The sequence below is a fragment of the Mycolicibacterium elephantis DSM 44368 genome, assembly GCF_004014805.1.
Taxonomy (GTDB): Bacteria; Actinomycetota; Actinomycetes; order Mycobacteriales; family Mycobacteriaceae; genus Mycobacterium; species Mycobacterium elephantis.
In genome coordinates, this window is sequence record NZ_ATDN01000016.1 from 1 (window position 1) to 22,868 (window position 22,868).

At 66.6% G+C, this 22,868-nt stretch carries 22 protein-coding genes; 14 read left to right on the top strand and 8 right to left on the bottom strand.

The window, feature by feature from the left end; translation table 11 throughout:
• The first annotated feature begins 309 nt into the window (after positions 1–309).
• From MELE44368_RS12540 to MELE44368_RS12570, 7 genes are read left to right on the top strand one after another with little or no spacing between them, the layout of a single operon-like run.
• Complete coding sequence (locus tag MELE44368_RS12540) at positions 310–849, top strand: carboxymuconolactone decarboxylase family protein (protein ID WP_128108793.1); 540 nt, start codon at positions 310–312, stop codon at positions 847–849.
• A gap of 4 nt (positions 850–853) precedes the next feature.
• Positions 854–2,197 carry an aromatic ring-hydroxylating oxygenase subunit alpha gene (locus tag MELE44368_RS12545; RefSeq protein WP_128108794.1) on the top strand — a complete coding sequence of 448 codons (1,344 nt, stop codon included), beginning with the start codon at positions 854–856 and terminating at the stop codon, positions 2,195–2,197.
• Positions 2,190–2,519 carry a hypothetical protein gene (locus MELE44368_RS12550; RefSeq protein WP_128108795.1) on the top strand — a complete coding sequence of 110 codons (330 nt, stop codon included), beginning with the start codon at positions 2,190–2,192 and terminating at the stop codon, positions 2,517–2,519. The genes MELE44368_RS12545 and MELE44368_RS12550 overlap by 8 nt, the downstream gene beginning before the upstream one ends.
• A 2-nt stretch (positions 2,520–2,521) precedes the next feature.
• Positions 2,522–3,754 carry a metal-dependent hydrolase family protein gene (locus tag MELE44368_RS12555; RefSeq protein WP_128108796.1) on the top strand — a complete coding sequence of 411 codons (1,233 nt, stop codon included), beginning with the start codon at positions 2,522–2,524 and terminating at the stop codon, positions 3,752–3,754.
• Complete coding sequence (locus MELE44368_RS12560; protein WP_128108797.1) at positions 3,735–4,226, top strand: nuclear transport factor 2 family protein; 492 nt, start codon at positions 3,735–3,737, stop codon at positions 4,224–4,226. Before MELE44368_RS12555 ends, MELE44368_RS12560 begins: the two co-directional genes overlap by 20 nt.
• Complete coding sequence (locus MELE44368_RS12565; RefSeq protein ID WP_128108798.1) at positions 4,223–5,350, top strand: acyl-CoA dehydrogenase family protein; 1,128 nt, start codon at positions 4,223–4,225, stop codon at positions 5,348–5,350. Before MELE44368_RS12560 ends, MELE44368_RS12565 begins: the two co-directional genes overlap by 4 nt.
• 32 nt (positions 5,351–5,382) lie before the next feature.
• Positions 5,383–6,150 (top strand): acyl-CoA dehydrogenase family protein, encoded by a 768-nt coding sequence (locus tag MELE44368_RS12570; RefSeq protein ID WP_164890102.1) that lies wholly within the window; start codon positions 5,383–5,385, stop codon positions 6,148–6,150.
• A gap of 218 nt (positions 6,151–6,368) precedes the next feature.
• Here MELE44368_RS12570 and MELE44368_RS12575 read toward each other — a convergent pair whose 3' ends face one another.
• Positions 6,369–7,151, bottom strand: coding sequence for an enoyl-CoA hydratase (locus tag MELE44368_RS12575; RefSeq protein WP_128108799.1), 783 nt, complete (start codon positions 7,149–7,151; stop codon positions 6,369–6,371).
• 10 nt (positions 7,152–7,161) lie between these two features.
• Complete coding sequence (locus tag MELE44368_RS12580; RefSeq protein WP_128108800.1) at positions 7,162–8,349, bottom strand: acyl-CoA dehydrogenase family protein; 1,188 nt, start codon at positions 8,347–8,349, stop codon at positions 7,162–7,164.
• 123 nt (positions 8,350–8,472) lie between these two features.
• Between MELE44368_RS12580 and MELE44368_RS12585 the strand changes: the two genes are divergently transcribed.
• The 5 genes from MELE44368_RS12585 to MELE44368_RS12605 all read left to right on the top strand — a co-directional run bounded on the left by MELE44368_RS12585 (position 8,473) and on the right by MELE44368_RS12605 (position 13,404).
• Positions 8,473–9,195 carry a TetR/AcrR family transcriptional regulator gene (locus tag MELE44368_RS12585; protein WP_128108801.1) on the top strand — a complete coding sequence of 241 codons (723 nt, stop codon included), beginning with the start codon at positions 8,473–8,475 and terminating at the stop codon, positions 9,193–9,195.
• A 65-nt stretch (positions 9,196–9,260) separates the two neighbouring features.
• Positions 9,261–10,115, top strand: a complete 855-nt coding sequence (locus MELE44368_RS12590; protein ID WP_128108802.1) for an acyl-CoA thioesterase — start codon at positions 9,261–9,263, stop codon at positions 10,113–10,115.
• A 198-nt stretch (positions 10,116–10,313) separates the two neighbouring features.
• On the top strand, positions 10,314–11,438 hold the full coding sequence (locus MELE44368_RS12595) for a cytochrome P450 (RefSeq protein ID WP_276051215.1): 1,125 nt from the start codon (positions 10,314–10,316) through the stop codon (positions 11,436–11,438).
• Positions 11,439–11,485: 47 nt separating this feature from the next.
• On the top strand, positions 11,486–12,325 hold the full coding sequence (locus MELE44368_RS12600; RefSeq protein ID WP_128108804.1) for a mycofactocin-coupled SDR family oxidoreductase: 840 nt from the start codon (positions 11,486–11,488) through the stop codon (positions 12,323–12,325).
• Between the two features lie 8 nt (positions 12,326–12,333).
• On the top strand, positions 12,334–13,404 hold the full coding sequence (locus MELE44368_RS12605) for a phosphotransferase (RefSeq protein ID WP_128108805.1): 1,071 nt from the start codon (positions 12,334–12,336) through the stop codon (positions 13,402–13,404).
• 12 nt (positions 13,405–13,416) lie between these two features.
• On the opposite strand, the gene MELE44368_RS12610 is transcribed toward MELE44368_RS12605, so the two are convergent.
• On the bottom strand, positions 13,417–14,223 hold the full coding sequence (locus MELE44368_RS12610) for a lysophospholipid acyltransferase family protein (protein ID WP_128108806.1): 807 nt from the start codon (positions 14,221–14,223) through the stop codon (positions 13,417–13,419).
• A gap of 111 nt (positions 14,224–14,334) precedes the next feature.
• Between MELE44368_RS12610 and MELE44368_RS12615 the strand changes: the two genes are divergently transcribed.
• Together MELE44368_RS12615 and MELE44368_RS12620 are read left to right on the top strand one after the other, a co-directional pair.
• Entirely contained in the window at positions 14,335–15,411 is a 1,077-nt protein-coding gene (locus tag MELE44368_RS12615; RefSeq protein ID WP_128108807.1) for an NAD-dependent epimerase/dehydratase family protein, read from the top strand.
• 17 nt (positions 15,412–15,428) lie between these two features.
• Positions 15,429–16,271, top strand: coding sequence for an SDR family NAD(P)-dependent oxidoreductase (locus MELE44368_RS12620; protein WP_128108808.1), 843 nt, complete (start codon positions 15,429–15,431; stop codon positions 16,269–16,271).
• Here the strand turns inward: MELE44368_RS12620 and MELE44368_RS12625 are convergent.
• From MELE44368_RS12625 to MELE44368_RS12645, 5 genes are read right to left on the bottom strand one after another with little or no spacing between them, the layout of a single operon-like run.
• Entirely contained in the window at positions 16,265–17,080 is an 816-nt protein-coding gene (locus MELE44368_RS12625; protein ID WP_128108809.1) for an SDR family NAD(P)-dependent oxidoreductase, read from the bottom strand. The genes MELE44368_RS12620 and MELE44368_RS12625 overlap by 7 nt on opposite strands.
• An 18-nt stretch (positions 17,081–17,098) precedes the next feature.
• On the bottom strand, positions 17,099–19,531 hold the full coding sequence (locus MELE44368_RS12630; protein ID WP_128108810.1) for a CaiB/BaiF CoA-transferase family protein: 2,433 nt from the start codon (positions 19,529–19,531) through the stop codon (positions 17,099–17,101).
• Positions 19,531–20,499, bottom strand: a complete 969-nt coding sequence (locus MELE44368_RS12635) for an enoyl-CoA hydratase/isomerase family protein (protein WP_128108811.1) — start codon at positions 20,497–20,499, stop codon at positions 19,531–19,533. The genes MELE44368_RS12630 and MELE44368_RS12635 overlap by 1 nt, the downstream gene beginning before the upstream one ends.
• Before the next feature lie 10 nt (positions 20,500–20,509).
• Positions 20,510–21,670 (bottom strand): M24 family metallopeptidase, encoded by a 1,161-nt coding sequence (locus MELE44368_RS12640; RefSeq protein ID WP_128108812.1) that lies wholly within the window; start codon positions 21,668–21,670, stop codon positions 20,510–20,512.
• A complete protein-coding gene (locus MELE44368_RS12645) occupies positions 21,671–22,846 on the bottom strand; it encodes a M24 family metallopeptidase (protein ID WP_206613760.1) in 1,176 nt (391 codons plus the stop codon).
• Between the last annotated feature and the right edge of the window lie 22 nt (positions 22,847–22,868).

Consider the following 22,868-nt stretch of genomic DNA (forward strand, 5'->3'; position numbering starts at 1 on the left):
CTCGACGATGTGATCATCAACGCTGACCAAGATCATCTCGTCCTTGTTCATGCCTGTTCCCTTCCTCGGGGTCGCCACTGCCACCCACCCTAGACCGGTCAGGTTCTCTAGCTGAGAAAACTAGCTTCTCTCATCGCGAGAATCAATGTCCGAAACTCGCCGCGGGGCCTCCTGGCAGCGCAGTTGGGCGACAGGCGCGACCACCGTGACCGGCGCGTCTGCCCGTCGGGATTGACCGTGAGCGGTAAAGGTGGAAATCTATTAGCCAAATATGAGAACCTGATTCTCGTGATCGAGAGGAAGCTATCGGTGCGAGTCCAGCCGCTGCCCGCCGATCAGTGGGACGAGGCGGTCGACCATGCGTTGTCCAGCATCCCCGCCGACCGGCGCTGCCCGGAGAAGACCGGCAACCTGCTGGCCACCCTCGTGCGCCACCCGAAGCTGACGCGAGCCTTCCTCCGTTTCAACAACCATCTGCTGTACTCGTCCACCCTGCCCGAACGGTTACGCGAACTGGCGGTGTTGCGGGTGGCGCACAGGCGCCACTGCGAGTACGAGTGGCGCCACCACGTGCGCATGGGCCTGGAGGCCGGGCTGACCGACGAAGTCATCGCGGGGGTTCAGCGGGGGGAGGCCACCGACGAACTGGACCGTGCCGTGCTTCGCGCTGTCGACGAACTCGAGGACACGTCCGAGATCTCCGATGCCACCTGGACGGCACTGTCCGAGCATCTCGACGAGCGTCAGCGCATGGATCTCGTCTTCACCATCGGCTGCTATGGCGCGCTTGCCATGGCGATCAACACTTTCGGCGTGAAACCCGACTCCGAAACACTCGCAGAGAGGTAGAACAGTGGCATTTTTCCCGAAACCCGCTGAGGGCAGCTGGACCGAGCACTGGCCCGAACTCGGCACCGCACCGGTGGATTACACCGACTCGATCGACCCCGAGCAGTGGAAGCTCGAGCAGCAGGCGATCTTCCGGAAGTGCTGGCTGAACGTGGGTCGGGTCGAACGGCTCCCCAAGAAGGGCAGCTACTTCACCAAGGAGATGCCGTCCGCGGGCAAGGGCACGTCGGTGATCGTCGTCAAGGACACCGAGAACCAGGTCCGCGCCTTCTACAACTTGTGCCGCCACCGCGGAAACAAGTTGGTGTGGAACGACTATCCGGGTGAAGAGGTCTCAGGTACCTGCCGCCAGTTCACCTGCAAGTACCACGGGTGGCGCTACAACCTCAAAGGCGATCTCACCTTCATCCAGCAGGAGGGTGAGTTCTTCGACGTCGACAAGGCCGACTACGGGTTGGTGCCGGTGCGATGCGAAGTGTGGGAAGGCTTCATCTTCATCAACTTCGACGACGACGCCGAACCGCTGATCGACTACCTCGGCGAGTTCGCGAAGGGTCTGGAGGGCTATCCCTTCCACGAGATGACCGAAACCTATTCCTACCGAGCCGAGGTCAACGCCAACTGGAAGCTGTTCATCGACGCGTTCACGGAGTTCTACCACGCGCCGGTGCTGCACATGAAGCAGGCGGTCAAGGAGGAAGCCGAGAAGCTGGCCAGCTTCGGCTACGAGGCCCTGCACTACGACATCAAGGGCAGGCACTCGATGATCTCGTCCTGGGGCGGCATGAGCCCGCCGAAGGACCTGAAGATGGTCAAGCCCATCGAACGTGTGCTGCACAGCGGGCTTTTCGGACCGTGGGACCGCCCGAAGATCAAGGGCATCCTGCCCGACGAGTTGCCGCCGGCGGTCAATCCGTCGCGCCATCACGCCTGGGGTCAGGACTCGTTCGAGTTCTTCCCGAACTTCACACTGCTGTTGTGGGCGCCGGGCTGGTACCTCACCTACCACTACTGGCCCACCGACGTGGACAAGCACATCTTCGAGTGCACGCTCTACTTCGTGCCCGCCACCAACACCCGTGAACGGCTTGCCCATGAACTGGCGGCGGTGACGTTCAAGGAGTACGCGTTCCAGGACGCCAACACCCTGGAGGCCACGCAGACGATGATCAGCACCAGTGTGGTCAAGGATTTCCCGTTGTGCGACCAGGAGATCCTGCTGCGTCACCTGCACAAGACGGCGTGGGACTACGTGAACGCATACAAGAAGGAGAAAGGTCTAACCGACGGCTCGGGCAATGGGAAGGCCTCGTCGTCGGCCGGTCAGAAGGATGCGATCAATGCCTAAGTTGCCTGAAGAGTTCGCCGATCTCGAGCGGTTCACCGACTGGTGCCTGCCGACTGAGGAAGAGCGCTACCAGAAGCGGCTGTCCTCCACGATGGAGGAGATGCAGGATTTCTATGACACCGCGTTTCCCCGCCTCGAGGCCGTCATGGAATACTGCGACGCCAGATTCCCCTTGGACGGAATGCCCGACGACGCAAAGGCGCTCATTCACATGATGCAGTCACTGGTCAACGTGTCGTTCCCGGTCGAGGTCTGGAAACAGCCGCGCGTGCTCGACAGCGGCGCCACCTACATCACCTGCGTCCGGGAGCCGGTGGTCTAGGGGTGCCGACCCTCAAAGCAGCAGGTCTGCTCGACGTCGACGCCGGCGAGATCGTCCAACCCGGGGTGATACGGGTCGACGACGACCAGATCACCGGCGTCGGCGCTTCGGCATCAGGGGACGGCGACGGCGTCATCGATCTCGGTGACGCCATCCTGCTGCCCGGGCTGATGGACATGGAGGTCAACCTCCTGATGGGAGGCCGGGGCGAAACCCCCGGCCTGTCCCAGGTCCAGGACGATCCCGCGACGCGGGTACTGCGTGCGGTGGGCAATGCCCGACGCACGCTGCGGGCGGGGTTCACGACGGTGCGCAATCTCGGGCTGTTCGTGAAGACGGGTGGTTATCTACTCGACGTCGCGCTGGGCAAGGCCATCGACGCGGGTTGGATCGAGGGACCGCGGGTGATTCCCGCCGGGCACGCGATCACCCCCACCGGGGGTCATCTCGACCCGACGATGTTCGCCGCGTTCATGCCGGGTGTGCTCGAGCTGACGATCGAAGAGGGCATCGCCAACGGCGTCGACGAGATCCGCAAAGCGGTGCGCTATCAGATCAAGCACGGCGCACAGCTGATCAAGGTGTGCTGCTCCGGCGGCGTGATGTCGTTGACCGGAGAAGCCGGTGCACAACACTATTCGGATGAGGAACTGCGGGTCATCGTCGACGAGGCACATCGTCGTGGGCTGCGCGTGGCCGCGCACACCCATGGCGCCGAGGCGGTCAAGCACGCCGTCGCGTGCGGCATCGACTGCATCGAGCACGGTTTCCTGATGGACGACCAGGCCATCCGGATGCTCGTCGACAACGACCGCTTTCTGGTGAGCACCCGCAGGCTGGCCGAGGCCATGGATGTGTCGCGGGCGCCAAAAGAGCTGCAGGACAAGGCTGCCGAGATGTTTCCCAAGGCACGCACGTCGATCAAGGCGGCCTACGAGGCCGGGGCGAAGATCGCCGTCGGCACCGACGCACCGGCGATACCGCACGGCAAGAACGCCGACGAGCTCGTCACGCTCGTCGAATGGGGTATGCCACCTGCCGCGGTGCTGCGCGCAGCAACCGTCGTCGCGGCCGACTTGATCAACAAACCGAACCTGGGTCGTCTCGCCGAGGGCTACCTCGCCGACATCATCGCCGTGCCATCAGATCCGTTGAGTGACATCACCGTCACGCGGAACGTCAACTTCGTCATGAAGGGCGGAAAGGTTTTCCGAAATGACTTCGCCAATCAGTAGGCCGACCGGCAACCCGACACGAACCGACGATCTGGTCGAGATCCAGCAGCTGCTCGCCAAGTACGCCGTCACCATCACCCAGGGCGACATCGACGGTCTCATCTCGGTGTTCACCCCGGACGGCACCTACAGCGCGTTCGGGTCGACCTACACGCTGGCCCGCTTCCCCGAACTGGTCGACGCCGCGCCGAAGGGGTTGTTCATGACCGGCACGTCGCTGGTGACGCTGGACGAGAACGATCCCGACAAGGCCACCGGCACCCAGCCGCTGTGCTTCATCGAGCACTCCAAGCACGACATGCGCATCGGGTACTACAACGACACCTATGTCCGCACCGAGGACGGTTGGCGGCTGAAAACCCGTTCGATGACGTTCATCCGGCGCAGCGGCGACCACGATTCCGGCCGCCCGCACGCCATCGGAAGGCCCGACCCCGATGTCGCCGCCGGAGCGGCTCCGGAGGCGGGATGAGCGACGCGCTCTTAGACCCCGCCACGTTCCGCATTGCGCTGCGGGACTGGCTCGACACCAATGACCTGACGCCTCCTGCCGGTGACGATTCCTTGGAGGCCCACCAGGCGCAGCATCTTCGGGTGCTGAAGGCGCTCTACGACGCCGGCTGGATGCGCTACGGATGGCCGGAATCGGCAGGCGGATTGGGTGGTCCAGACATCCTGCGCGCCATCGTCGGCGAGGAGGTGGTGGGACGCGGGCTCGACCATCCCGGGCCGTATTCGATGCTCGATGTGCTGACGCCCACGATGATCGGCTACGCGCGCCCCGAACTGGCCGCCGAGATGGTGCCCAAGCTGCTGTCCGGTCAGGAGTCGTGGTGCCAGGGTTTCTCCGAACCCGGATCCGGCAGCGACCTGGCGTCGTTGACCACCCGCGCCGTGCAGGACGGCGACACGTGGATCATCAACGGCCAGAAGGTGTGGACCAGCTTCGCGCAGTTCGCCACCCGGTGTGTGCTGCTCACCCGCACCGGCGGGCCGGACACCCCCAACCACGAAGCCATCACCGCGTTCTTCGTCGACCTGAAGACGCCGGGCGTGACGGTCCGCCCACTGCGGACCATGCACGGCGTCGACGAGTTCTGCGAGGTGTACTTCGACGATGTCGCGGTCCCCGCCGACCGGATGCTCGGCAAGCCGGGCGACGGCTGGCGGTTGGCCATGGACCTGCTTCCCTACGAACGCTCGACCTGCTTCTGGCAACGCATCGCCTACCTGTACTCGCGTTTCGACGCGCTCGTCGACCAGGTGAAACGCGTTGGCCAGGCGGTGGATTCCGACCTGGGCGAGACGTATTTGGCGCTGCACACGCTGCGGTGCCGATCGCGGGCCACCCAGCACCGGCTGGCCGACGGGCACAAGCTCGGCGCCGAAACCTCGATCGACAAGGTGCTGCTGGCCGGCGCGGAACAGCAGCTCTATGACACCGCACGTGATCTGCTGCCCGGCGTCATCGAACTCGACGACAACGACTGGCGCACCGAGTATCTCTATTCGCGGGCGGCCACCATCTACGGCGGCACCGCGGAGATCCAACGCAACATCATCGCCCGTCGCCTCCTTGACCTCGGAAAGGAGTGACTGTGGAGACTCTGGACGCCGAGTCACTCGCGATGCTCGAAGACACCCTCCGCAAGACGATGCTGTCGACGTCCGGCGCCGAGCTGGACGCCGCGCTGGCCGAGCTCGGCTGGGCCGAGATGCTCGCCGACATACCCGACGTGGCGATTCCGCTGGTGTTCCGACTGCTGGGCGAAACCGGTTCGCACGCTTCGATTCTCAACGATGTCCTGCTGGAGACGATCGGCGGTCTGCCCGGCGGCACCCCGCCGATGCCGTACGCGGGCGGCGGCTGGGTGGTATGGGAACGCTCGGCGAACGCGGAGCCGACGCTCGGCGGGCTGCCGCTGCGACGGGTGCCCGACGGTGAGACGATGCGGCTGGGCGAGACGCGACGGGCGGTCAGCTGGTGGCTGATCGGCTCGGCGCGGGCGATGCTGTCGCTGGCCCGCCAGCATGCGCTCGACCGGGTGCAGTTCGGCAAGCCGATCGCGTCGTTCCAGGCGATCCGGCACCGGCTGGCCGAGACGCTGGTGGCCATCGAAGGCGCCGAGGCGACGCTCGGGCTGCCAGGCACCGAGAGCCCCGACCTGACCGCGATGTTGGCCAAGGCCGCGGCGGGCAAGGCCGCGCTGACGGCGGCCAGACACTGCCAGCAGGTGCTCGGCGGCATCGGCTTCACCGCCGAGCATGAGCTGGATCGCCACGTGAAACGGGCCCTGGTGCTCGACGGGTTGCTCGGCAACACAAAGGAACTCACGCGCAAGGTGGGCGCCGGGTTACGCGCCCGCGGCTCCGTGCCACGCCTCGCCGACCTGTAAATCTTCTTTTGGCGCGAGCGCGCCCGTTTCTCGGCGCGAGCGTGCGTGTCTGAGGGCGACACGCCGCTGCAAATCGCGACTTCACGCACGCTCGTGCACAACTGAACCGTAAGCGGCTGCCGCTCGCACCACGTCGCCGGTGGCGCGACCGTGCGCAAACTCCGGCTTCTGGTCGGCGTGTCGCCCTCAGACACGCACGCTCGCGCAAGAAGGTAGAGCTACTGGATGTTGGCCTTCATCTCGTCGAGGTTCACCAGCACCGGCCAGCCGCCCACGCTCAGCGCGTTGCCATGGCCGGTCTGGTGGATGTCGAACACCGACTGGATCGCCGCGTAGAAGCCTTGCACATCGAGCGTCTGGTTGACCGCCCGTTTGGCCTGGCGCAGGGCGAACGGCGGCATCTTGGCGATCTGCTCGGCCAGCGCCCGGGTCTCGGAGTCGAGTTGGTCGCGCGGCACCACCTTGTTCACCATGCCCGTGCCGGCCACTTCCTCGGCGGTCATCGCGCGACCGGTGAACAGGATCTCCTTCGCCTTGCGCGGTCCGAGTTCCCAAGTGTGGCCGTGGTATTCGACTCCCCCGATGCCCATCAGCACCACGGGGTCGGAGAACTGCGCGTCGTCGGCCGCGATGATCAGATCGCAGGGCCAGCACAGCAGCAGGCCACCGGAGATGCACCTGCCCTGGACCGCCGCGATCGACGGCTTGGGTACGTTGCGCCAGCGCAGCGTGTACTCGAGGTAGCGCTTGGCCTCGTGCTGGATGATGAAGTCCAGGGTGATCTTGTCCGGCACCGGGCCACCGCCGCGCAGGTCGTGGCCGGCCGAGAAGTGCTTCCCGTTGGCGCGGAGAATGATCACCGATACGTCGTTGTCCTCGGCGGCGCGGGTCCACGCCGCGTCGAGTTCGTCGAGCAGTTCGGTGTTCTGGGCGTTGGCCGCCTCGGGACGATTCAGCGTGATGGTCGCGATGCGATCGGCGACCTCGTATTCGATGTACACAGTGGGTCCTTCAGTTTCGGGGCAGGCCCAGCAACCGCTGGGCGATGATATTGCGTTGGATTTCAGAGGTTCCGCCGGCGATGGTGCCGCCGAATGTCCGGACGTAGCGCTCGAACCAGCCACACCGGTACACGTCGAGGTGTTGCGCGCTGTACGGGCCGGACATGTTCGGGTGCGCCAATCCGTCGACGCCCGTTGCGTTCAGCGCGTATTCGGTGGCCATCTGCGAGGCTTCCGACCCCATGAGCTTGAGCACCGACAGCGCGGACGCGTCTTCCTCGCCACGGGCGGCCCGGGCCAGCGCAACCGAACCGAGCAGTCGCAGCGCCTGGTTGTCCATGACCAGCGACGCATACCGGTCATGGTCGACGACCGACGCCGGGCGGAAGTCCTCGACCAGCTCGGCGAGCCGGTCGGCGTAGCTGAGCCACAACATGTTTCGCTCGTGTCCAAGCGATCCGCTGGCCACCCGCCAACCCTCGTTGAGCGGCCCGACGAGGTTCTCGGCCGGTACCCGCACGTCGTTGAAGAAGACCTCGTTGAAATCCAGGTCGTGTTGGTCGCACACCGACGCGAACGGCCGCCGCACCACACCGGGCAGGTCGGTCGGGATCAACAGCACGCTGATCCCCTTGTGCTTGGGCGCTTCGGGGTCGGTGCGCACGAAGGTCAGCAGCACATCCGCGTCGTGCGCACCGGACGTCCACACCTTCTGCCCGTTGACCACGAAATGGCCGCCGTCTGCGCCTGGGACGAATTCGGCGCGGGTGCGCAGCGAGGCCAGGTCGGACCCGGCGCCGGGCTCACTCATGCCCAGCGAGGCGGTGATCTCGGCGCGCAGAATCGGCACCGCCCAGCACCGCTGCTGTTCGGGTGTGCCGAACGTGATCAGCGAGGCCGAGACGATCCCGACGCCCTGCGGGTTGAACGTCAGATAGACGCGTCGGCGCGCCAGCTCCAGCTGGTGCACGTACTGCTGCAACAGCGTGGCATTGCGCCCGCCGAACTCGGGCGGATAGCCGGGCAGCAACCAGCCGTTGTCGAACATGAGGCGCTGCCAGTCGCGCGCCCAGCCAGGGACATCGCTGCTGGAATACGACCGCGCGAGCGCGTCGGCGTCGGACGGAAGGTGTTCGTCGAGGAACGCGCTGAACTCGGCGCGGAACGCTTCGACGTCAGCATCAAAGGTGAGCTGCACAGCACTCCCGCTGGATCAAATTTTTGGTAAGGCCTACTGTTATCGACAAAATGAGAATACTATTCTCATCGTGAGAAAGTTACAATCTCTGACACGTTTACCGCGAGGGGGTCGAGGACCGCAATGGCAAGGCGTTCTCCGGTACAGTCAGTCCATGTTCTCCCGAATCGGCACGCATCTGAGCCGCCGGTGACCAGCCCCAGCGAAGAACCAGCCTGGAAGCAGCGCGCGGTCGAGCGATCGATAAAAACCGCGAAGCTGCGGGCTGCGCAACGCGTGCAGCGCTTCCTGGACGCGGCCCAGGCGATCATCATCGAAAAGGGCAGCACCGACTTCACGGTGCAAGAGGTCGTTGACCGCTCGCGGCAGTCGCTGCGGAGCTTCTACCTGCAGTTCGACGGCAAGCACGAGCTTCTGCTCGCGCTGTTCGAAGACGCGTTGAGCCGCTCCGCGGACCAGATCCGCGCGGCCACCACGACCGAGGACGAACCGATCGAGCGGCTGAAGGTCGCCGTCCAATTGCTCTTCGAGTCCTCGCGCCCCGACCCGACCGCGAAGCGGCCGCTGTTCACCGACTTCGCGCCGCGGCTGCTGGTGTCACACCCGGCCGAGGTCAAGGTCGCGCACGCTCCCCTGCTCGCGCTGCTCACCGAGTTGATGGAAGAGGCCGCCGCCGCCGGCCAGCTCCGCGAGGGCATCAACCCCAAGCGGATGGCCGCGATGACCATGCAGACCGTGATGTTCGTCGCGCAGTCCAGCGGCGAGGCCGACGAAAGCGGCACCACGCACCCGATCACCGCCGACGAGGTATGGGACTTCTGCGCCCACGGTTTCGCCGCCTCGTAGGGTGAGAATCACGTTCTCGTGAGAATTACGTTCTCGTCATCGAGAAGCTGACTTACACTGACCGGGTGCCCGATCTCTGGCGCGACCTGCTCGCGTGTCTGGATCTCACCGCGAGCGCCGCGCCCGCTTCGCGCGTCGACGCAATCAGGTATCAGGGCCGCAATCAGCGCCTGAACTACCACCGGGTGTTCGGTGGCCAACTACTCGCACAGTTCCTGCGCATCGCGTCGCTGACCTACCCGGACAAGGCCATCAAGTCACAACACGCGGTGTTCACCAGCGAGGGCCGTGCCGACGAGCCGATCGAGTTCCTGGCGACGCCGCACCATGAGGGACGCTCCTTCGCCGCCATGACGATCACCGCCACCCAGGCGCACGGCGTGGTGGCGACGTCGTCGATCTCGGTGCATGCCAACGAAGCCGGCCCCGAGCATCAGGAGGTCGAAGCGGTGCCGCCCGTGCTCGGTCCCGAGCACAACCTCGAGCTGGACCTGATCCCCTGGGAGACGCGCGCGACAGTCGATCTCAACACCACCTCGACCGGACCGCCGTCGTTCGAATTCTGGATGCGCACACCCAAGTCGGAGGTCGCCCTGGCGCCGGCACTGACCGCCTACGCCACGGATCTGACCCTGATCGGCACGGCGCTGCGTCCGATCGCGGGCGTCGGCCAACGCGGCAACGGCACGGACTTCACGTCCGCCGTCACCTCGCACACCGTGTGGTTTCACCGGCCCTTCAGAACCGACGACTGGTTGCTGCTGCGCCAGCACAGCCCGCTTCTGGCGCACGGTCGCAGCTTCGGGCGCGGCGACGTGCTGACCCGCGACGGTGCGCTGGTGGCGTCCTATGCCCAGGAGGCGCTGCTCCGCTTCCCCGAAGCCGGCCGAGAAGCACGTTCTTCTAAGCAGAGAGTATAAATTGCCCAAAACGATTGTGCGGTTGACACCTGCGCACGGTGAATGCCAAAGTTGTGAGACAAAATCGAGCCCAATGTCTTACGCGATCCTGGTCCAGCGAGAGGCGAACCCGTGACGATCAGCGCCGAGAATCCCGACGTCCACAATGTCGACACGGACGCCGAGTTGTATTACGACCCGTACAACATCGACCTCAACATGAACCCGTACGCGGTGTTCGCCCGCCTTCGCGAAGAAGCGCCGCTGTACTACAACGACAAGCACGACTTCTACGCGTTGAGCCGGTTCGAAGACGTCAACAAGGCCGTCATCGACCACGAGACCTTCATCTCGGGGCGCGGCGCGCTGCTCGAGATCATCAAGTCGGGCATGGAGATCCCGCCCGGCACACTGATTTTCGAGGATCCGCCGATCCACAACATCCACCGCAACCTGTTGTCGCGGGTGTTCACCCCGCGCAAGGTGCTCGCGCTGGAACCGCAGATCCGCGAGTTCACCGCGCGCTGCCTGGATCCGGTGGTCGGCTCGGACAAGTTCGACTTCGTCAACGACCTCGGCGAGCAGATGCCGATGCGGGTCATCGGCATGCTGCTGGGCATTCCCGAAGAAGATCAGCGCCGGGTGACCGACCACGGTGAGGCCACCCTGCAGAGCGACACCGTCGACCTGATGGCCACCGGTGAGGTGTTCGCCGAGTTCATCGACTACCGCACCAAACATCCCTCGGACGACATCATGACCGACCTGCTCAACGCGGAGTTCGAGGACGAGACCGGCACGCGCCGCAAGTTGCGCCGCGACGAACTGCTGATGTATCTGACCGTCATCGCCACCGCAGGCAGCGAGACGACAACGCGTCTGATCGGTTGGGCGGGAAAGACACTCGCCGACTACCCCGACCAGCGGGCCGAGTTGGTGGCCGACTCCAGCCTGATCCCCCAGGCGATCGAAGAGATCCTGCGTTGGGAGCCTCCCGCCTTGCAGATCGCCCGCTACGTGACCCGCGATGTGGAGTACTACGGTCAGACGGTGCCCGAGGGGTCGGCGATGCTGATGCTCGTCGGTTCCGCGAACCGGGACCACCGCCGCTTCCCACCGGACGGCGATGTTTTCGATATTCATCGCGAACAGCGCTCGCACATGACATTCGGAGCGGGCACGCACTTCTGCATGGGGAACGCGCTGGCACGCCTCGAGGGCAAGATCGCACTCGAGGAAGTCCTCAAGCGGTTCCCGACGTGGGAGGTCGACTGGGAGAACGCACGACCGTCGCAGACCACGGCGGTCCGGGGCTGGGAAGCCATGCCCACCTTCATCCCCTGAGTAGTCCCCTGACATCTTTCGGCAACGACAACGAATCGAGGTATCCGATGACTGGACGTGTTGAGGGCAAGGTCGCTTTCATCACCGGCGCTGCGCGTGGACAGGGACGCGCACACGCGGTGCGATTGGCACAGGAAGGCGCCGACATCATCGCCGTCGACATCTGCAAGAAGGTCGACACGGTCGACCTGATCGAGCCGTCGACGCCGGAGGACCTCGCCGAAACCGCGGACCTGGTCAAGAGTCTCAACCGCCGCATCTACACGGCCGAGGTCGACGTCCGTGACTTCGATGCGCTCAAGGCAGCGGTCGACACCGGCGTCGAGCAGCTGGGCCGGCTCGACATCATCGTCGCCAACGCCGGTATCGGCAACGGTGGTCAGACGCTGGACAAGACCAGCGAAACCGACTGGACCGCAATGATCGACGTCAACCTCGGCGGGGTGTGGAAGACCGTCAAGGCCGGCGTGCCGCACATCATCGAGGGCGGTCGCGGCGGTTCGATCATCCTCACCAGCTCGGTCGGCGGGCTGAAGGCCTACCCGCACACCGGCCACTACGTCGCCGCCAAGCACGGTGTGGTGGGCCTGATGCGGACGTTCGCCGTCGAGCTCGGAGCCCAGAACATCCGCGTCAACTCGGTGCACCCGACGAACGTCAACACCCCGCTGTTCATGAACGAGGGCACCATGAAGCTGTTCCGCCCCGATCTGGAGAACCCCGGTCCCGATGACATGAAGGTCGTCGCCCAGATGATGCACACGCTGCCGATCGGTTGGGTCGAGCCCGAGGACATCGCCAACGCCGTGCTGTTCCTGGCGTCCGACGAGGCGCGCTTCGTCACCGGCGTGACGCTGCCGGTCGACGGCGGCAGCTGCCTGAAGTAGGACCGGCCGTGACGGTCGCGGAGCTGTCGCTGCCGCGGGAGTGGGAAGAGATCACCCCGGATTGGATGACGGCCGCGCTGGCTCGTGATCATCCGGGTGCCGCCGTCGACAGCGTTACCGTCGCACTGCGCGACGACGGCACCAACCGCCGGGCAAGGCTGGCATTGACATACTCGGCGGGTTCGGGTCCGGCGACAGTGTTCGCCAAGGCGGTCGACCCGGAGCACGCCGATCTCGTCGCACTCACCAGCGGCCTGTACCACGAACCCCGGCTGTTCACGTCGCGAATCGAGCTGCCGCTGGATCACCCGGCGGTCTACACCGCCCTCATCGACGAGAACGCCCGCAATTTCGTGATGATCATGGAGGACGTCGTCGCCCGCGGCGCCGACCCCCGCGACTCCACGCGGCCGATGACAATCGCCCAGGCGGCGAGCGGAATACGCGGGCTGGCGCGCATGCACAGCCGATACTGGGGTGAGCGCCTGACGACCAACCCGGCGCTGGGCTGGGTCGAACCGTTCGTCGCGTTCGAAGGGCTCGAGTACGCGCCGCTGCACATCGCCCACGAGCGGTTGGGCGACTCGGTTCCCGCCGAGGTTCCCGCCCTCAGCGGCACGGAGTTGTTCGTCGACATCTGGGCGCGCTACATCGGAACGCTCACCACCACGGAACAGACGCTGCTGCACGGTGATCCGCATATCGGCAACACCTACGTGCTGCCCGGCGACGAGGTCGGCTTTCTGGATTGGCAGATGGTCCGTCGCGGCAACTGGTCACTGGACGTGGGCTACTTCCTACAGGGAGCGCTGACGATAGAGGATCGCAGGCGCGCCGAGCGTGACCTGCTCGGTGAGTACCGCGACGCGCTGAGGCTGCCGTCGGCGGAACTGCCTACGGCCGAGGAGATCTGGCTGCGGTACCGGGCGTCCGTCGCGCACGGGCTGGCGATCTGGATGGCGACGCTGTCAGGCGGCGACGCCTGGCAGGGAGCCGATGTCTGCCTGGCATTGGCGCAACGGTACGCCGCCGCGTTCGTCGACCTCGACACCCGCGCGGCCCTCGACACGATCGCCTGACGGGCAGAATCCTCAGCCCAGTAGCGGGAACCGGCGCTCGGCGGCCAGTTCGTCCAACGCCGCCTGCATGACCGCACGCACGTGCAGGTCCACCGCCTCGATGTCGGGGTCGGTGCCGAATTCCGCCACCACGTCGATCGGTTCGAGCACGCGCATCACGATCTTGGCGGGCAGCGGCAGGTTCGGCGGGAAGATCACCGACAGGCCGAAGGGGAAACCGACGCTCAGCGGCAGGATCTCCATACGCGCGCGGGTCAGCCCCACCAGGCGGGCGATCGAATCGCCACGGGCGAGGAACAATTGGGTTTGCTGCCCGCCGATCGACACCATCGGCACGATCGGCACCCCGGTCTCGATGGCCGTGCGGACATAGCCGGTTCTGCCGTTGAAGTCGATCACGTTCCCGGTGACGGAGGGCCGGTACGCGTCGTAGTCCCCGCCGGGGAACACCAGCACGACACCGCCGGATCGCAGTGCCGCAGCGGCGTTTTCACGGCTCGCCTCGATGACGCCAGACCGGCGTAGCCAGTCGCCGACGTTGCCGAGGAACACACCGTAGTGCGCCAGGGTGTACAAGGGCCGGTCGTAGCCGAATTTGTCGTAGAACTTCGGCGCGAAGATCATCACGTCGGGCGTGAACATGCCACCGGAGTGGTTGGACACCACCAGCGCGCCGCCCGCCGGCGGCATCGACTCCAGGCCGCGAACCTGTGCGCGGAAGTAGCGCCGGACGATCGGGCCGACCAAGTTCGTGATGCGTCGGGTGAACCCCGGATCCCACTTGGTGAGCTCTGCATTTCGCGCCCTGCTGCTTGCCATGTCGTTTCTTTCCCGCTTCTCCAGGCCGGTCAAACCTCGCAGGCATCCGGTCACGACCATTGAATATGGTACTTTCCGAAAAAGAGAATGCGATAACCCTCCAGGAGATGCATGTCCGACGCGGTGCTCGTCACCGGCGCGTTCGGCCTCGTCGGATCCGCGACCGTGCGCCGGCTCGCCGAGTTGGGCCGGCGCGTGGTGGCCACCGACCTCGACACGACCGCGAACCGCAAAGCGACCGCGAAGCTGCCGACCGGCGTCGAGGTCCGATGGGCCGACCTGACCGATCCCGCCCAAGCTCAGCGCCTGTTCTCCGACGTCGCACCCGAGACGGTCCTTCACCTCGCCGCGATCATCGCCCCGCCGATCTACCGCATCCCCAAGCTGGCGCGCCGCGTCAACGTGGACGCCACGGCCACCCTCGTGCGGCTCGCCGAGGAGCAATCCACGCCACCGAGGTTCGTCCACGCCTCGAGCAACGCGGTCTTCGGTGCGCGGAACCCGCACCGCACCACGCCGCCGCTGACGGTCGACGACCCGATGCGGCCCTGCGATGTGTACAGCGGGCAGAAGGCCGAGGGCGAGGAGATCGTGCGGTCCTCGAATCTGGACTGGGTGGTGTTGCGGTTCGGCGGCGTGCTCAGCACGGACCTCTCGGCGCTGCCGTTCAGCGCCGACGCGTTGTTCTTCGAGAGCGCGTTGCCCACCGACGGGCGGCTGCAGACCGTCGACGTGCGTGACGTCGCGTGGGCGTGCGCGGCGGCGACGACGGCCGACGTCGTGCGTGAGATCCTGCTGATCGCCGGTGACGACTCACATCATCTGCGTCAAGGTGACGTCGGCCCGAGCCTGGCGGAAGCAATCGGGGTTCCCGGCGCGCTGCCCCCGGGACGCCCCGGTGATCCCGACAGCGACGAGGACTGGTTCGTCACCGACTGGATGGACACCACCCGCGCGCAGGAAGCCCTGCAGTTCCAGCACTACTCGTGGCCCGACATGCTCGCCGAGATACGGGCGCAGGCCGGGTGGAAACGCTATCCGGGCCGGCTGATCGCACCGCTGGCGCGCGAGGTGATGAAACGCCGCGGCGCCTACTGGAAACAACCCGGCCAGTACGCCGATCCGTGGGGTGCGATCCGCCGCGAATTGGGCGATCCCGCATGGGATCGCCCGCGCGACCGGCCGTGACCGCATAGGGTCGCGCCGTGGACAGTTTCGAGGCACGCGCCGCGGTCATCACCGGAGGCGCCAACGGTATCGGTTTCGCCTGCGCACAAGAGTTCGCCAGGCGCGGCGCCCGGATCATGCTCGCCGACATCGACCAAACCTCGCTGGACGCGGCGGTGGCGACCCTGCGCGGCGACGGCGTCGACGCCCACGGCGTGCTGTGCGACGTGCGCAAGCTCGACGACGTCACCCGGCTGGCCGACGAGGCGTTCGGCGTGTTCGGTGAGGTGCATCTGGTTTTCAACAACGCCGGCATCGCCTACGCGGGACCGATTGCGCAAGCGAGCCATGAGGACTGGCGCTTCGTCATCGACGTGGACCTGTGGGGGCCGATCCACGGGGTCGAGGCGTTCCTGCCGCGTCTGATCACCCAGGATGCCGACAGCCATATCGCGTTCACGTCGTCGTTCGCCGGGCTGATCCCCAACGTCGGGCTGGGCCCGTACTGCGTCGCCAAGTACGGCGTCGTCGCGCTCGCCGAAACCCTGTCCCGCGAGGTGCGCGCCGACGGCATCGGTGTGACCGTGCTGTGCCCGATGATCGTCGAGACCAACCTGCTGACCAACACCGAACGCGTCCGCAGCGAGGACTACGGCCCACCGACCCCGTCGCCGGCGTCGACCGTGGCGCAGTTGGCGTCGGCTCCCGGTGACGACTCGGTGCTCAACGTCGACGACGTCGCCCGGCTGACCGCCGACGCGATACTGGCCAACCGGCTGTATGTGCTGCCGCACAGGGCATCACGGGAGTCGATCCAGCGTCGCTTCGCGCGTATCGACCGCACGTTCGAGGACCAGATCGCGCAGGGCTGGACTCACTGAGCCGGCGGGCCCAGCGTCGGCCTGCCGGTCTGGGGGTGGTGGTACCAGCCGCCCGCCGCGTGGGTGCCGCCGTCGACGTGCAGTGTCTGCCCGGTGATGTAGGCAGCCATGTCCGATGTGAGAAATACTGCCGCACTGGCGATCTCGTCGACATGGCCGGGACGGCCCATGGGGATTCCCGGCGCGTAGTCGGCCCGCAACGTCCCGCCGGACATTCGCGTCAAGCCCTCGGTCAGCGTCAGGTCCGGCGCGATGGCGTTGACCCGGACACTGTGCGGCGCCAACTCGAACGCCGCGGTCTGGGTGTAGTTGATGACGCCGGCTTTGGCGGCGGCGTAGGCGGCATAGCCCGGCGCCGCGCGCACGCCCTCGATCGACGTCACGTTGATGATGCTGCCGGGTCGTCGGGCTTCCACCAGCCGGCGTGCGATCCGCTGCGTGCACAACAGGACGTGACGCAGGTTGCTCTTGTACAGCGCATCCCAGCCGTTCTCCGTGGTGTCCAGCAGCGGCGAGTGGAATGTGCCGCCGGCGTTGTTGACGAGGATCGACACCTCGCCGAGTTCGTCGACGGTGCGGTTGAGCGCGGCGTCCACCTGGTCGCTGTCACGCACGTCGGTGACGACGCCGAGCGCGCCGGCGATGCGGTTGGCGGCGGCCGCGCACGTGTCGGGGTTGCGTTCCCAGATCGCCACCGACGCCCCGAACGCCGCGAGCCCTTCGGCGATGCCCTTGCCGATGCCTTCTCCCCCGCCGGTCACCACGGCGACGCGGCCGGTGAGCAGGATGTCGGACGGATCGATGGCCACGGAGCTGAGGTTATCCCGTCACGCCTTGGCCTTGCTCGGGCCCATCGCCGGGGCGTTGCCGATCACGCCGCTGGCCTGCAGGTCGGCAATCTCCTCGTCGCTCAGACCGAGTTCGGACAGCAGCTCGTGGTTGTGCTGTCCGAGGAGCGGGGCGGGCTGCACGTGGACGCGCTCGGGGCCACGCGACAGCTTGAACGGCAGGGTGCTGTGCGGGGTTCGGGCGTTGACCGGATGCCCGACGTCCTCGAAGAAGCCGCGGGCCGCCAGTTGCGGCAGTTCGGTCTGGCGATGCGGTTGCATCACTTTGGCCACCGGAACGCCGTGGCCCCAGAGGGTTTCGACGATGTCGTCGCCGGTGCGTTGCGAACACCACGCCGCGAGGTGCTCGTCGATGGTGTCGTGGCGGGCGCGACGGCCCGCCCCGGTGTCCAGGTCCGGGTGCGACGCCCATTCGGGGTGGCCGAGCGCGTCGCGGAGGCCGGCCCACTGCCGGTCGTCGGCCACCGCAATGGCGACCCAGCAGTCCTCGCGGCCGAACTCGTCGATCTCGTTGGTGCGGTACAGGTTCTGCGGTGCGGCGGTCGGCCCCCGGTTGCCGTCGCGTTGCAGCAGGGCGCCGTACGCGGAGTACTCGATGACCTGTTCGGCCGCGACGTTGAGCGCGGCGTCGACCATCGCGGCCTCCACCAGCACGCCCTGCCCGGTGCGGCGCCGGTGCTCCAGCGCCAGCAGCAGCGCGTTGAGCGCATGGATGCCGGCGTTGGGGTCGCCCACCGAGTACGGCTCGTACGGGTTGCGGTCGGGATAACCCGTCAGCCAGCTGATACCCGACGCCGCCTCGATGACGTAGGCGAATGCCGGGTTGTCCCGCCACGGGCCGTCCAGACCGAAGCCGGGCATGCGCAGCATGACGGCGTCGGGCCGAACGGATTGCACCGCAGCGAAGTCCAGCCCGATCTGGTCGAGCACCCGGGGGGTGAAGTTCTCGACGATCACGTCCGCGGTGGCGATGAAGCGGTTGAGCAGTTCGCGTCCGGCGGTGCTCTGCAGGTCGATCGTCACACCCCGCTTGTTGGTGTTGAGCCCGGAGAAGATCGGCGACTTCTCCCACCACTGGTCCTCGGTGACCGGGATGCCGGCTATCAGCCGGGTGCCGTCGGGGCGTCGGGTCGACTCGACGTGGATGACGTCGGCGCCGAGCATCGCCAGCAGGTGGGTGCACGACGGCCCGGCCCAGAAGGTCGTCATGTCGAGCACGCGCAGCCCCTCGAAGGGCAGTTTCGCCGAAATAGCATTCCGGGTCGGAAATTCGCCCTTCTCACGACCGTGGCTTCTCTCTCGCGAGCGGTAGTGCGCGGTGTGTTCGCCGAGGCGGGGCGCGGGTGCGGGTGCACGCAGCACTGCCGGCTGCATGCGATACGGCGGGCCGGGCTGGACGAAGTCGCCGCGGGGGTTGGTCACGAACGAGCCGCGTTCGCGGAAGTGGTCGAGTTCGACGCTGTTGGCGCCGTTGGCCACCGGGGCGTTGGGGATACGAAACGCGGTCGCCAGATCGCGGATGTCGTCGACGGTATGGCTCTCCACCCACGCGTAGAGTTCGTCGGCCTTCTCGTTGGCCTGCTCGGTGATCGACAACGGCGAATCCTCGTCGATCCAGTCGTCGTGCCCGGTCATCGCGCACAAGTCGAACCACTGCTGCGCGGTCCCGCAGCCGATGTCGATCAGCCCGTCCTTCGCCCGCGCGATCCCCGGCACCGTCAGCCGCCGCGCGTCACGCCACGGCCTGCCCAGCATCTCGTAGTAGGACACCGGATAGTAAGTGAGGCCGAGGATCTGGGTTTCCAGCATCGACACGTCGACGAGTTCGGCGCCGCCGCGCATGCGGGACGCCAGCGTCGCCGCGCTCGCGTACGCCCCCGCGAGATACCCGCCCACCTGTCCGCCGACGAAGACCGGGGCGCGGTCGGCGGAGCCGCGACCAAGCCCGACGATGCCGCCCGACCACGCCTGCAGGGTGAACTCCGTTGCGGGACGGTCGCTCCACGGGCCGTGCAGCCCGAACGGGGTGATCGCGGTGACGGTCAGATGTGGATGCGCCGACCGGATCGCGGCCGGGGTGCACAGCACGTGTTCGGCCACCGACGATCCCCGTGACCACACCACCGCGTCGGCGTCGGCGAGCAGCGCGTTGAGAAAGTCGATGTCGGTGTCCGGGTCGGCCACGACGCTGTGCTTGCCGCCGGCCAGGAAGCTGAACAGCGCACCGTCCTCACCCGGTGCGATCACCGCGCCCGAAGCCGACCACCTCCGCAGCCAATCCCCGTCGGCGGGTTCGACTTTGATCACCTTGGCGCCGCCGTCGGCCAGCAGCTTGGTGCAGTAGGCGCCGGCGATGCCGGTGGAGAGGTCGACGACGACGTATCCGTCCAGCGGCGGGTCGGGTGCTGCCACTAGTCCTTCTTCTTGCGGTTGGACTTGCTCAGCCGGAACTCGGGCGGGAACCTCATGTCGTTGTCGTTGACCGCGTCGGCCAACCCGCTGTCGATGGCTTCGTGCATGTCCAGGTCGTCGGTGTCGTCGTTGACGACGCCGCTGCCCATCGACTCGAAGAAGGCCGACAGCAGGCTGCCCATGTATTCACCCTGGTGCTGCTTGAACACCTCGAAGAAGATCTTCTGTTGAAACACGGTGTCCACCGGCCGGTTTCGGGCGCACGCCCGCGCGTACTTGTCGACCTCGGCCTCGAGCTGATCGCGCGACACCACCTTGTTGAGGAAGTTGCACTCATACATCTCCTCGGCGGTGAACGGCCTTCCGGTGAACACCATCTCCTGGAACTTGCGCAGTCCCATCATCTGCACCCAGGTCCACATCCGCGGACCCCAGCCGTAGTAGCGGAACGACGGGTGGCCGAACAGGGCGTCGTCGGACGAGATCACCAGGTCCGCGTCGGCGCACTGGTAGAAGTGCCAGCCGTAGCAGTAGCCCTTGGCCTCGACGATGCTGATCTTCTTCAGCTCCTGCAGCGGGCGGTTACCGGCCTGCACGTTCGCATACCAGGCGCTGATCGTGGCTCCGTGTCGAAACGACCCTTTCGGCGGGTAGGTGACCTCGCCGACGCCCTCGTCCTCGAGGCGCAGTTCCGCCAGGCGCAGATCCGTGTTGTCGTTGCCCTCCATGAACTCCGGAAGGTCGGCGCCGCTGCCGAGGTTGTCGCCGACACCGCGGATCACCACCACCTTGACGTCGTTGTCGACCGTCGCCGCCCGCAGCAGGTCCGCGTACCGCAGCCGCGCCGCGGACGTCGGCGCGTTCAGGAACTCCGGCCGGTTGAACGTGATGGTCGCGATCTTGGTCTTCGGGTCCTTGCTGTAGAGGATCAGCTCCTCGGGCTTGGGCCGATTCCCGTTCTCAGACATGTGTATCCCTTCAGCCGATACCGACGCCGGCGTTCTCGCCCGCGCTGGTGGCTTGACCGCCCATCGCCGAAGGGCTGCTGGTCAGGACCTCTGGTCCGTCGGCGGTGATGTGCACGGCGTCGCGGCCGAAGACCGCGCCGACACCGTTCTCCCACACATAGCTGGTGACCGCGAGCACCATTCCGGGTTCGAGGATCTCCTGCGCGCACGTCTCTTTCAGCTGCGGTGTCACCACCGGCGGGTCGAAGCCCAGGCCGAGCCCGTGCGCGACCTGCATCACGGGCAGTTGCTCGCCGGCGGCGTCGTAGACCGACAGCAGATCGCCGGCCGCAGCGCCTGGACGGCAGGCCGCGATCAGCCGGTCGCGCAGCTCATCCCAGCGGTGGAAGAGTGCCGCCGAGCCGTCGACGTCGCCGACCGGCCAGGTGCGTCCCACCTCGCCGAGGTAGCCGTCGGCCAGCACTCCCGCGGAAAACGCGACCAGATCGCCGTTTTCGATCTGGCCGCCGCTGCGGGCGCGCTGCCAAGGATGCTGCTTGCTCGTCGCCCACGCGCCGTCCTGGGTGGCGGGGGTGCTGACGCCGCCGGCGGCCATCGCCTCCATCAGCGCACCGGTCAGGGACTGCTCGCTGACCCCGGCGCGCAGCTCGGCGCGCGCGGCGTCGAGCGCCGTCTCGGCCACCGAAAGCGCACCGCGTAGCACCGCGATCTCGTCGGGGGTCTTGATCCGGCGCGCCGCTCGCAGCGCGGGCTCGGCGTCGACGAGCTCGGCGTTGGGGAAAGCCATCGGCAGCAGCTGAGCGAATGTCGGTGTCAGCGCGTCGGTCCCGACCCGTTTGACGGTGTCGGCACCGGGCAGCCCTTTGAGCACCTCGATGAGCGTCATCGGGTTCCACGCCAGCCCGTAGAGGTTCTCGTGGGGGATCTCATCCGGGATGCCTTCATCCCAGGTGCTGTTGAGATAGATCTCCCCCGACCTGAGAACCTCACAGATCGGTCCGAACGGCCGGGTGCCCGCGACCCAGAGCTGCGGGGCGCCGGTCACATACCGTACGTTGGCCTGGCGGCCCAACACCAGGATGTCGATGTCGTGGGCTTCCATCTGGGTCAATGCCCGCTCGCGGCGACCGCGGCGCAGATCGGCTGCGTCGGGCAGGATCTCGAGTGCCATTTAGTTCCGTCCGTAGGGCGCGTAGGGATAGTCGGTGAGGGATTGGTAGCCGTCGTCGGTGATCACCACGATCTCCTCGCTTCGATAACCGCCGGTCCCGTCCTCCCAGACCACCGGTTCGAGCACCAGCAGCATGCCCGCGGGGTAGACGAAGCTGTCGTCGTGTTCCTGGCCGAGATCGGTTCCGATCATGGGCATCTCGGCGGCGTTGGTGCCGATTCCGTGGCCGAGATAGAAGTGCGGCAGCCAGGGCTTGGTTCCCCCGTTGGCCGCGATCGCCGCACGCGCAAGGTCGCCGTTGGTCGCACCGGCCTTGGTGACCGCCAGCACCGCGGACAGGATTTCCTGCCATTTCTCGAACTGGGCGTGCTGGCGATCGGACGGTTCGTCGCCGACCAGCCAGGTGCGGCCGAAGTCGGAGCAGTAACCCTGGTAGGTGATGCTGACGTCGGTCCACAGCACGTCGCCGCGTTCGAGTTCGCGTTCGGTGGTCAGCAGCGGCAAGGCGAGATCCCCGGTGGTGGTCCAGACGGAGCCGCCGGTTCTCGTCGTGGGCATCACCTGCCAGATGGCCTCGAGCATGCTCGCCGTGGCGCCCAGTTCGAAGGCCCGCCGGACGAACGCCGCCGAAAGGTCGATCTGGCGAACGCCGGGCGCGAGCGCCTTCTGGACGTCGACCATCGCTTCTTCGGTGATGCGGCAGGCGTTGCGGACACATGAGATCTGGTCGGGCGTCTTGACGAGCTTTGCGGGCCCCACCACCTGCGCGGCGTCCGACGGCGGGCCGGACGGAAACAGGGTGCTCGACGCGCGGCGCATCGCACCGGTCAGTTCGTCGACGGCAACCGTGCTGCCCGCGGGTACCAGATCGGCCAGCACCTTGGCGAACTGCTGTACGCCCTCGTCGAATTCGAGGTAGAGCGCGGGGTGCACGTGATCTTCGGGCACCTCGCATGGCGACGACGACCCCTCACGCAGCGGCATGAACAGGTGTGGATGTGGGTCGTCGGCGAGCACGATCGCCACCGGCCGCTCGACGTGCGACAGGCCCGCGTCGAGCAGCGGCCAGCTGACCCCGGTCGCGTAGACGACGTTGCCGTTGCCGAGCAGAACCAGTGCGTCGACGCCCTTTTCGCGCATCGCGTCGCGCAACCTCTCCCCGCACTCGCGGTACATCCGGTTGCGGTCCGGAAACTCC

Coding starts and splice junctions, on each gene's coding strand:
- MELE44368_RS12610 (WP_128108806.1), bottom strand. CDS start 14,223: ATGGCAAGCAGCAGGGCGCGAAATGCAGAGCTCACCAAGTGGGATCCG.
- MELE44368_RS12635 (WP_128108811.1), bottom strand. CDS start 20,499: ATGTCTGAGAACGGGAATCGGCCCAAGCCCGAGGAGCTGATCCTCTAC.
- MELE44368_RS12595 (WP_276051215.1), top strand. CDS start 10,314: ATGAACCCGTACGCGGTGTTCGCCCGCCTTCGCGAAGAAGCGCCGCTG.
- MELE44368_RS12585 (WP_128108801.1), top strand. CDS start 8,473: ATGGCAAGGCGTTCTCCGGTACAGTCAGTCCATGTTCTCCCGAATCGG.
- MELE44368_RS12615 (WP_128108807.1), top strand. CDS start 14,335: ATGTCCGACGCGGTGCTCGTCACCGGCGCGTTCGGCCTCGTCGGATCC.
- MELE44368_RS12640 (WP_128108812.1), bottom strand. CDS start 21,670: ATGGCACTCGAGATCCTGCCCGACGCAGCCGATCTGCGCCGCGGTCGC.
- MELE44368_RS12645 (WP_206613760.1), bottom strand. CDS start 22,846: ATGTACCGCGAGTGCGGGGAGAGGTTGCGCGACGCGATGCGCGAAAAG.
- MELE44368_RS12600 (WP_128108804.1), top strand. CDS start 11,486: ATGACTGGACGTGTTGAGGGCAAGGTCGCTTTCATCACCGGCGCTGCG.
- MELE44368_RS12560 (WP_128108797.1), top strand. CDS start 3,735: ATGACTTCGCCAATCAGTAGGCCGACCGGCAACCCGACACGAACCGAC.
- MELE44368_RS12570 (WP_164890102.1), top strand. CDS start 5,383: ATGCTCGAAGACACCCTCCGCAAGACGATGCTGTCGACGTCCGGCGCC.
- MELE44368_RS12565 (WP_128108798.1), top strand. CDS start 4,223: ATGAGCGACGCGCTCTTAGACCCCGCCACGTTCCGCATTGCGCTGCGG.
- MELE44368_RS12550 (WP_128108795.1), top strand. CDS start 2,190: ATGCCTAAGTTGCCTGAAGAGTTCGCCGATCTCGAGCGGTTCACCGAC.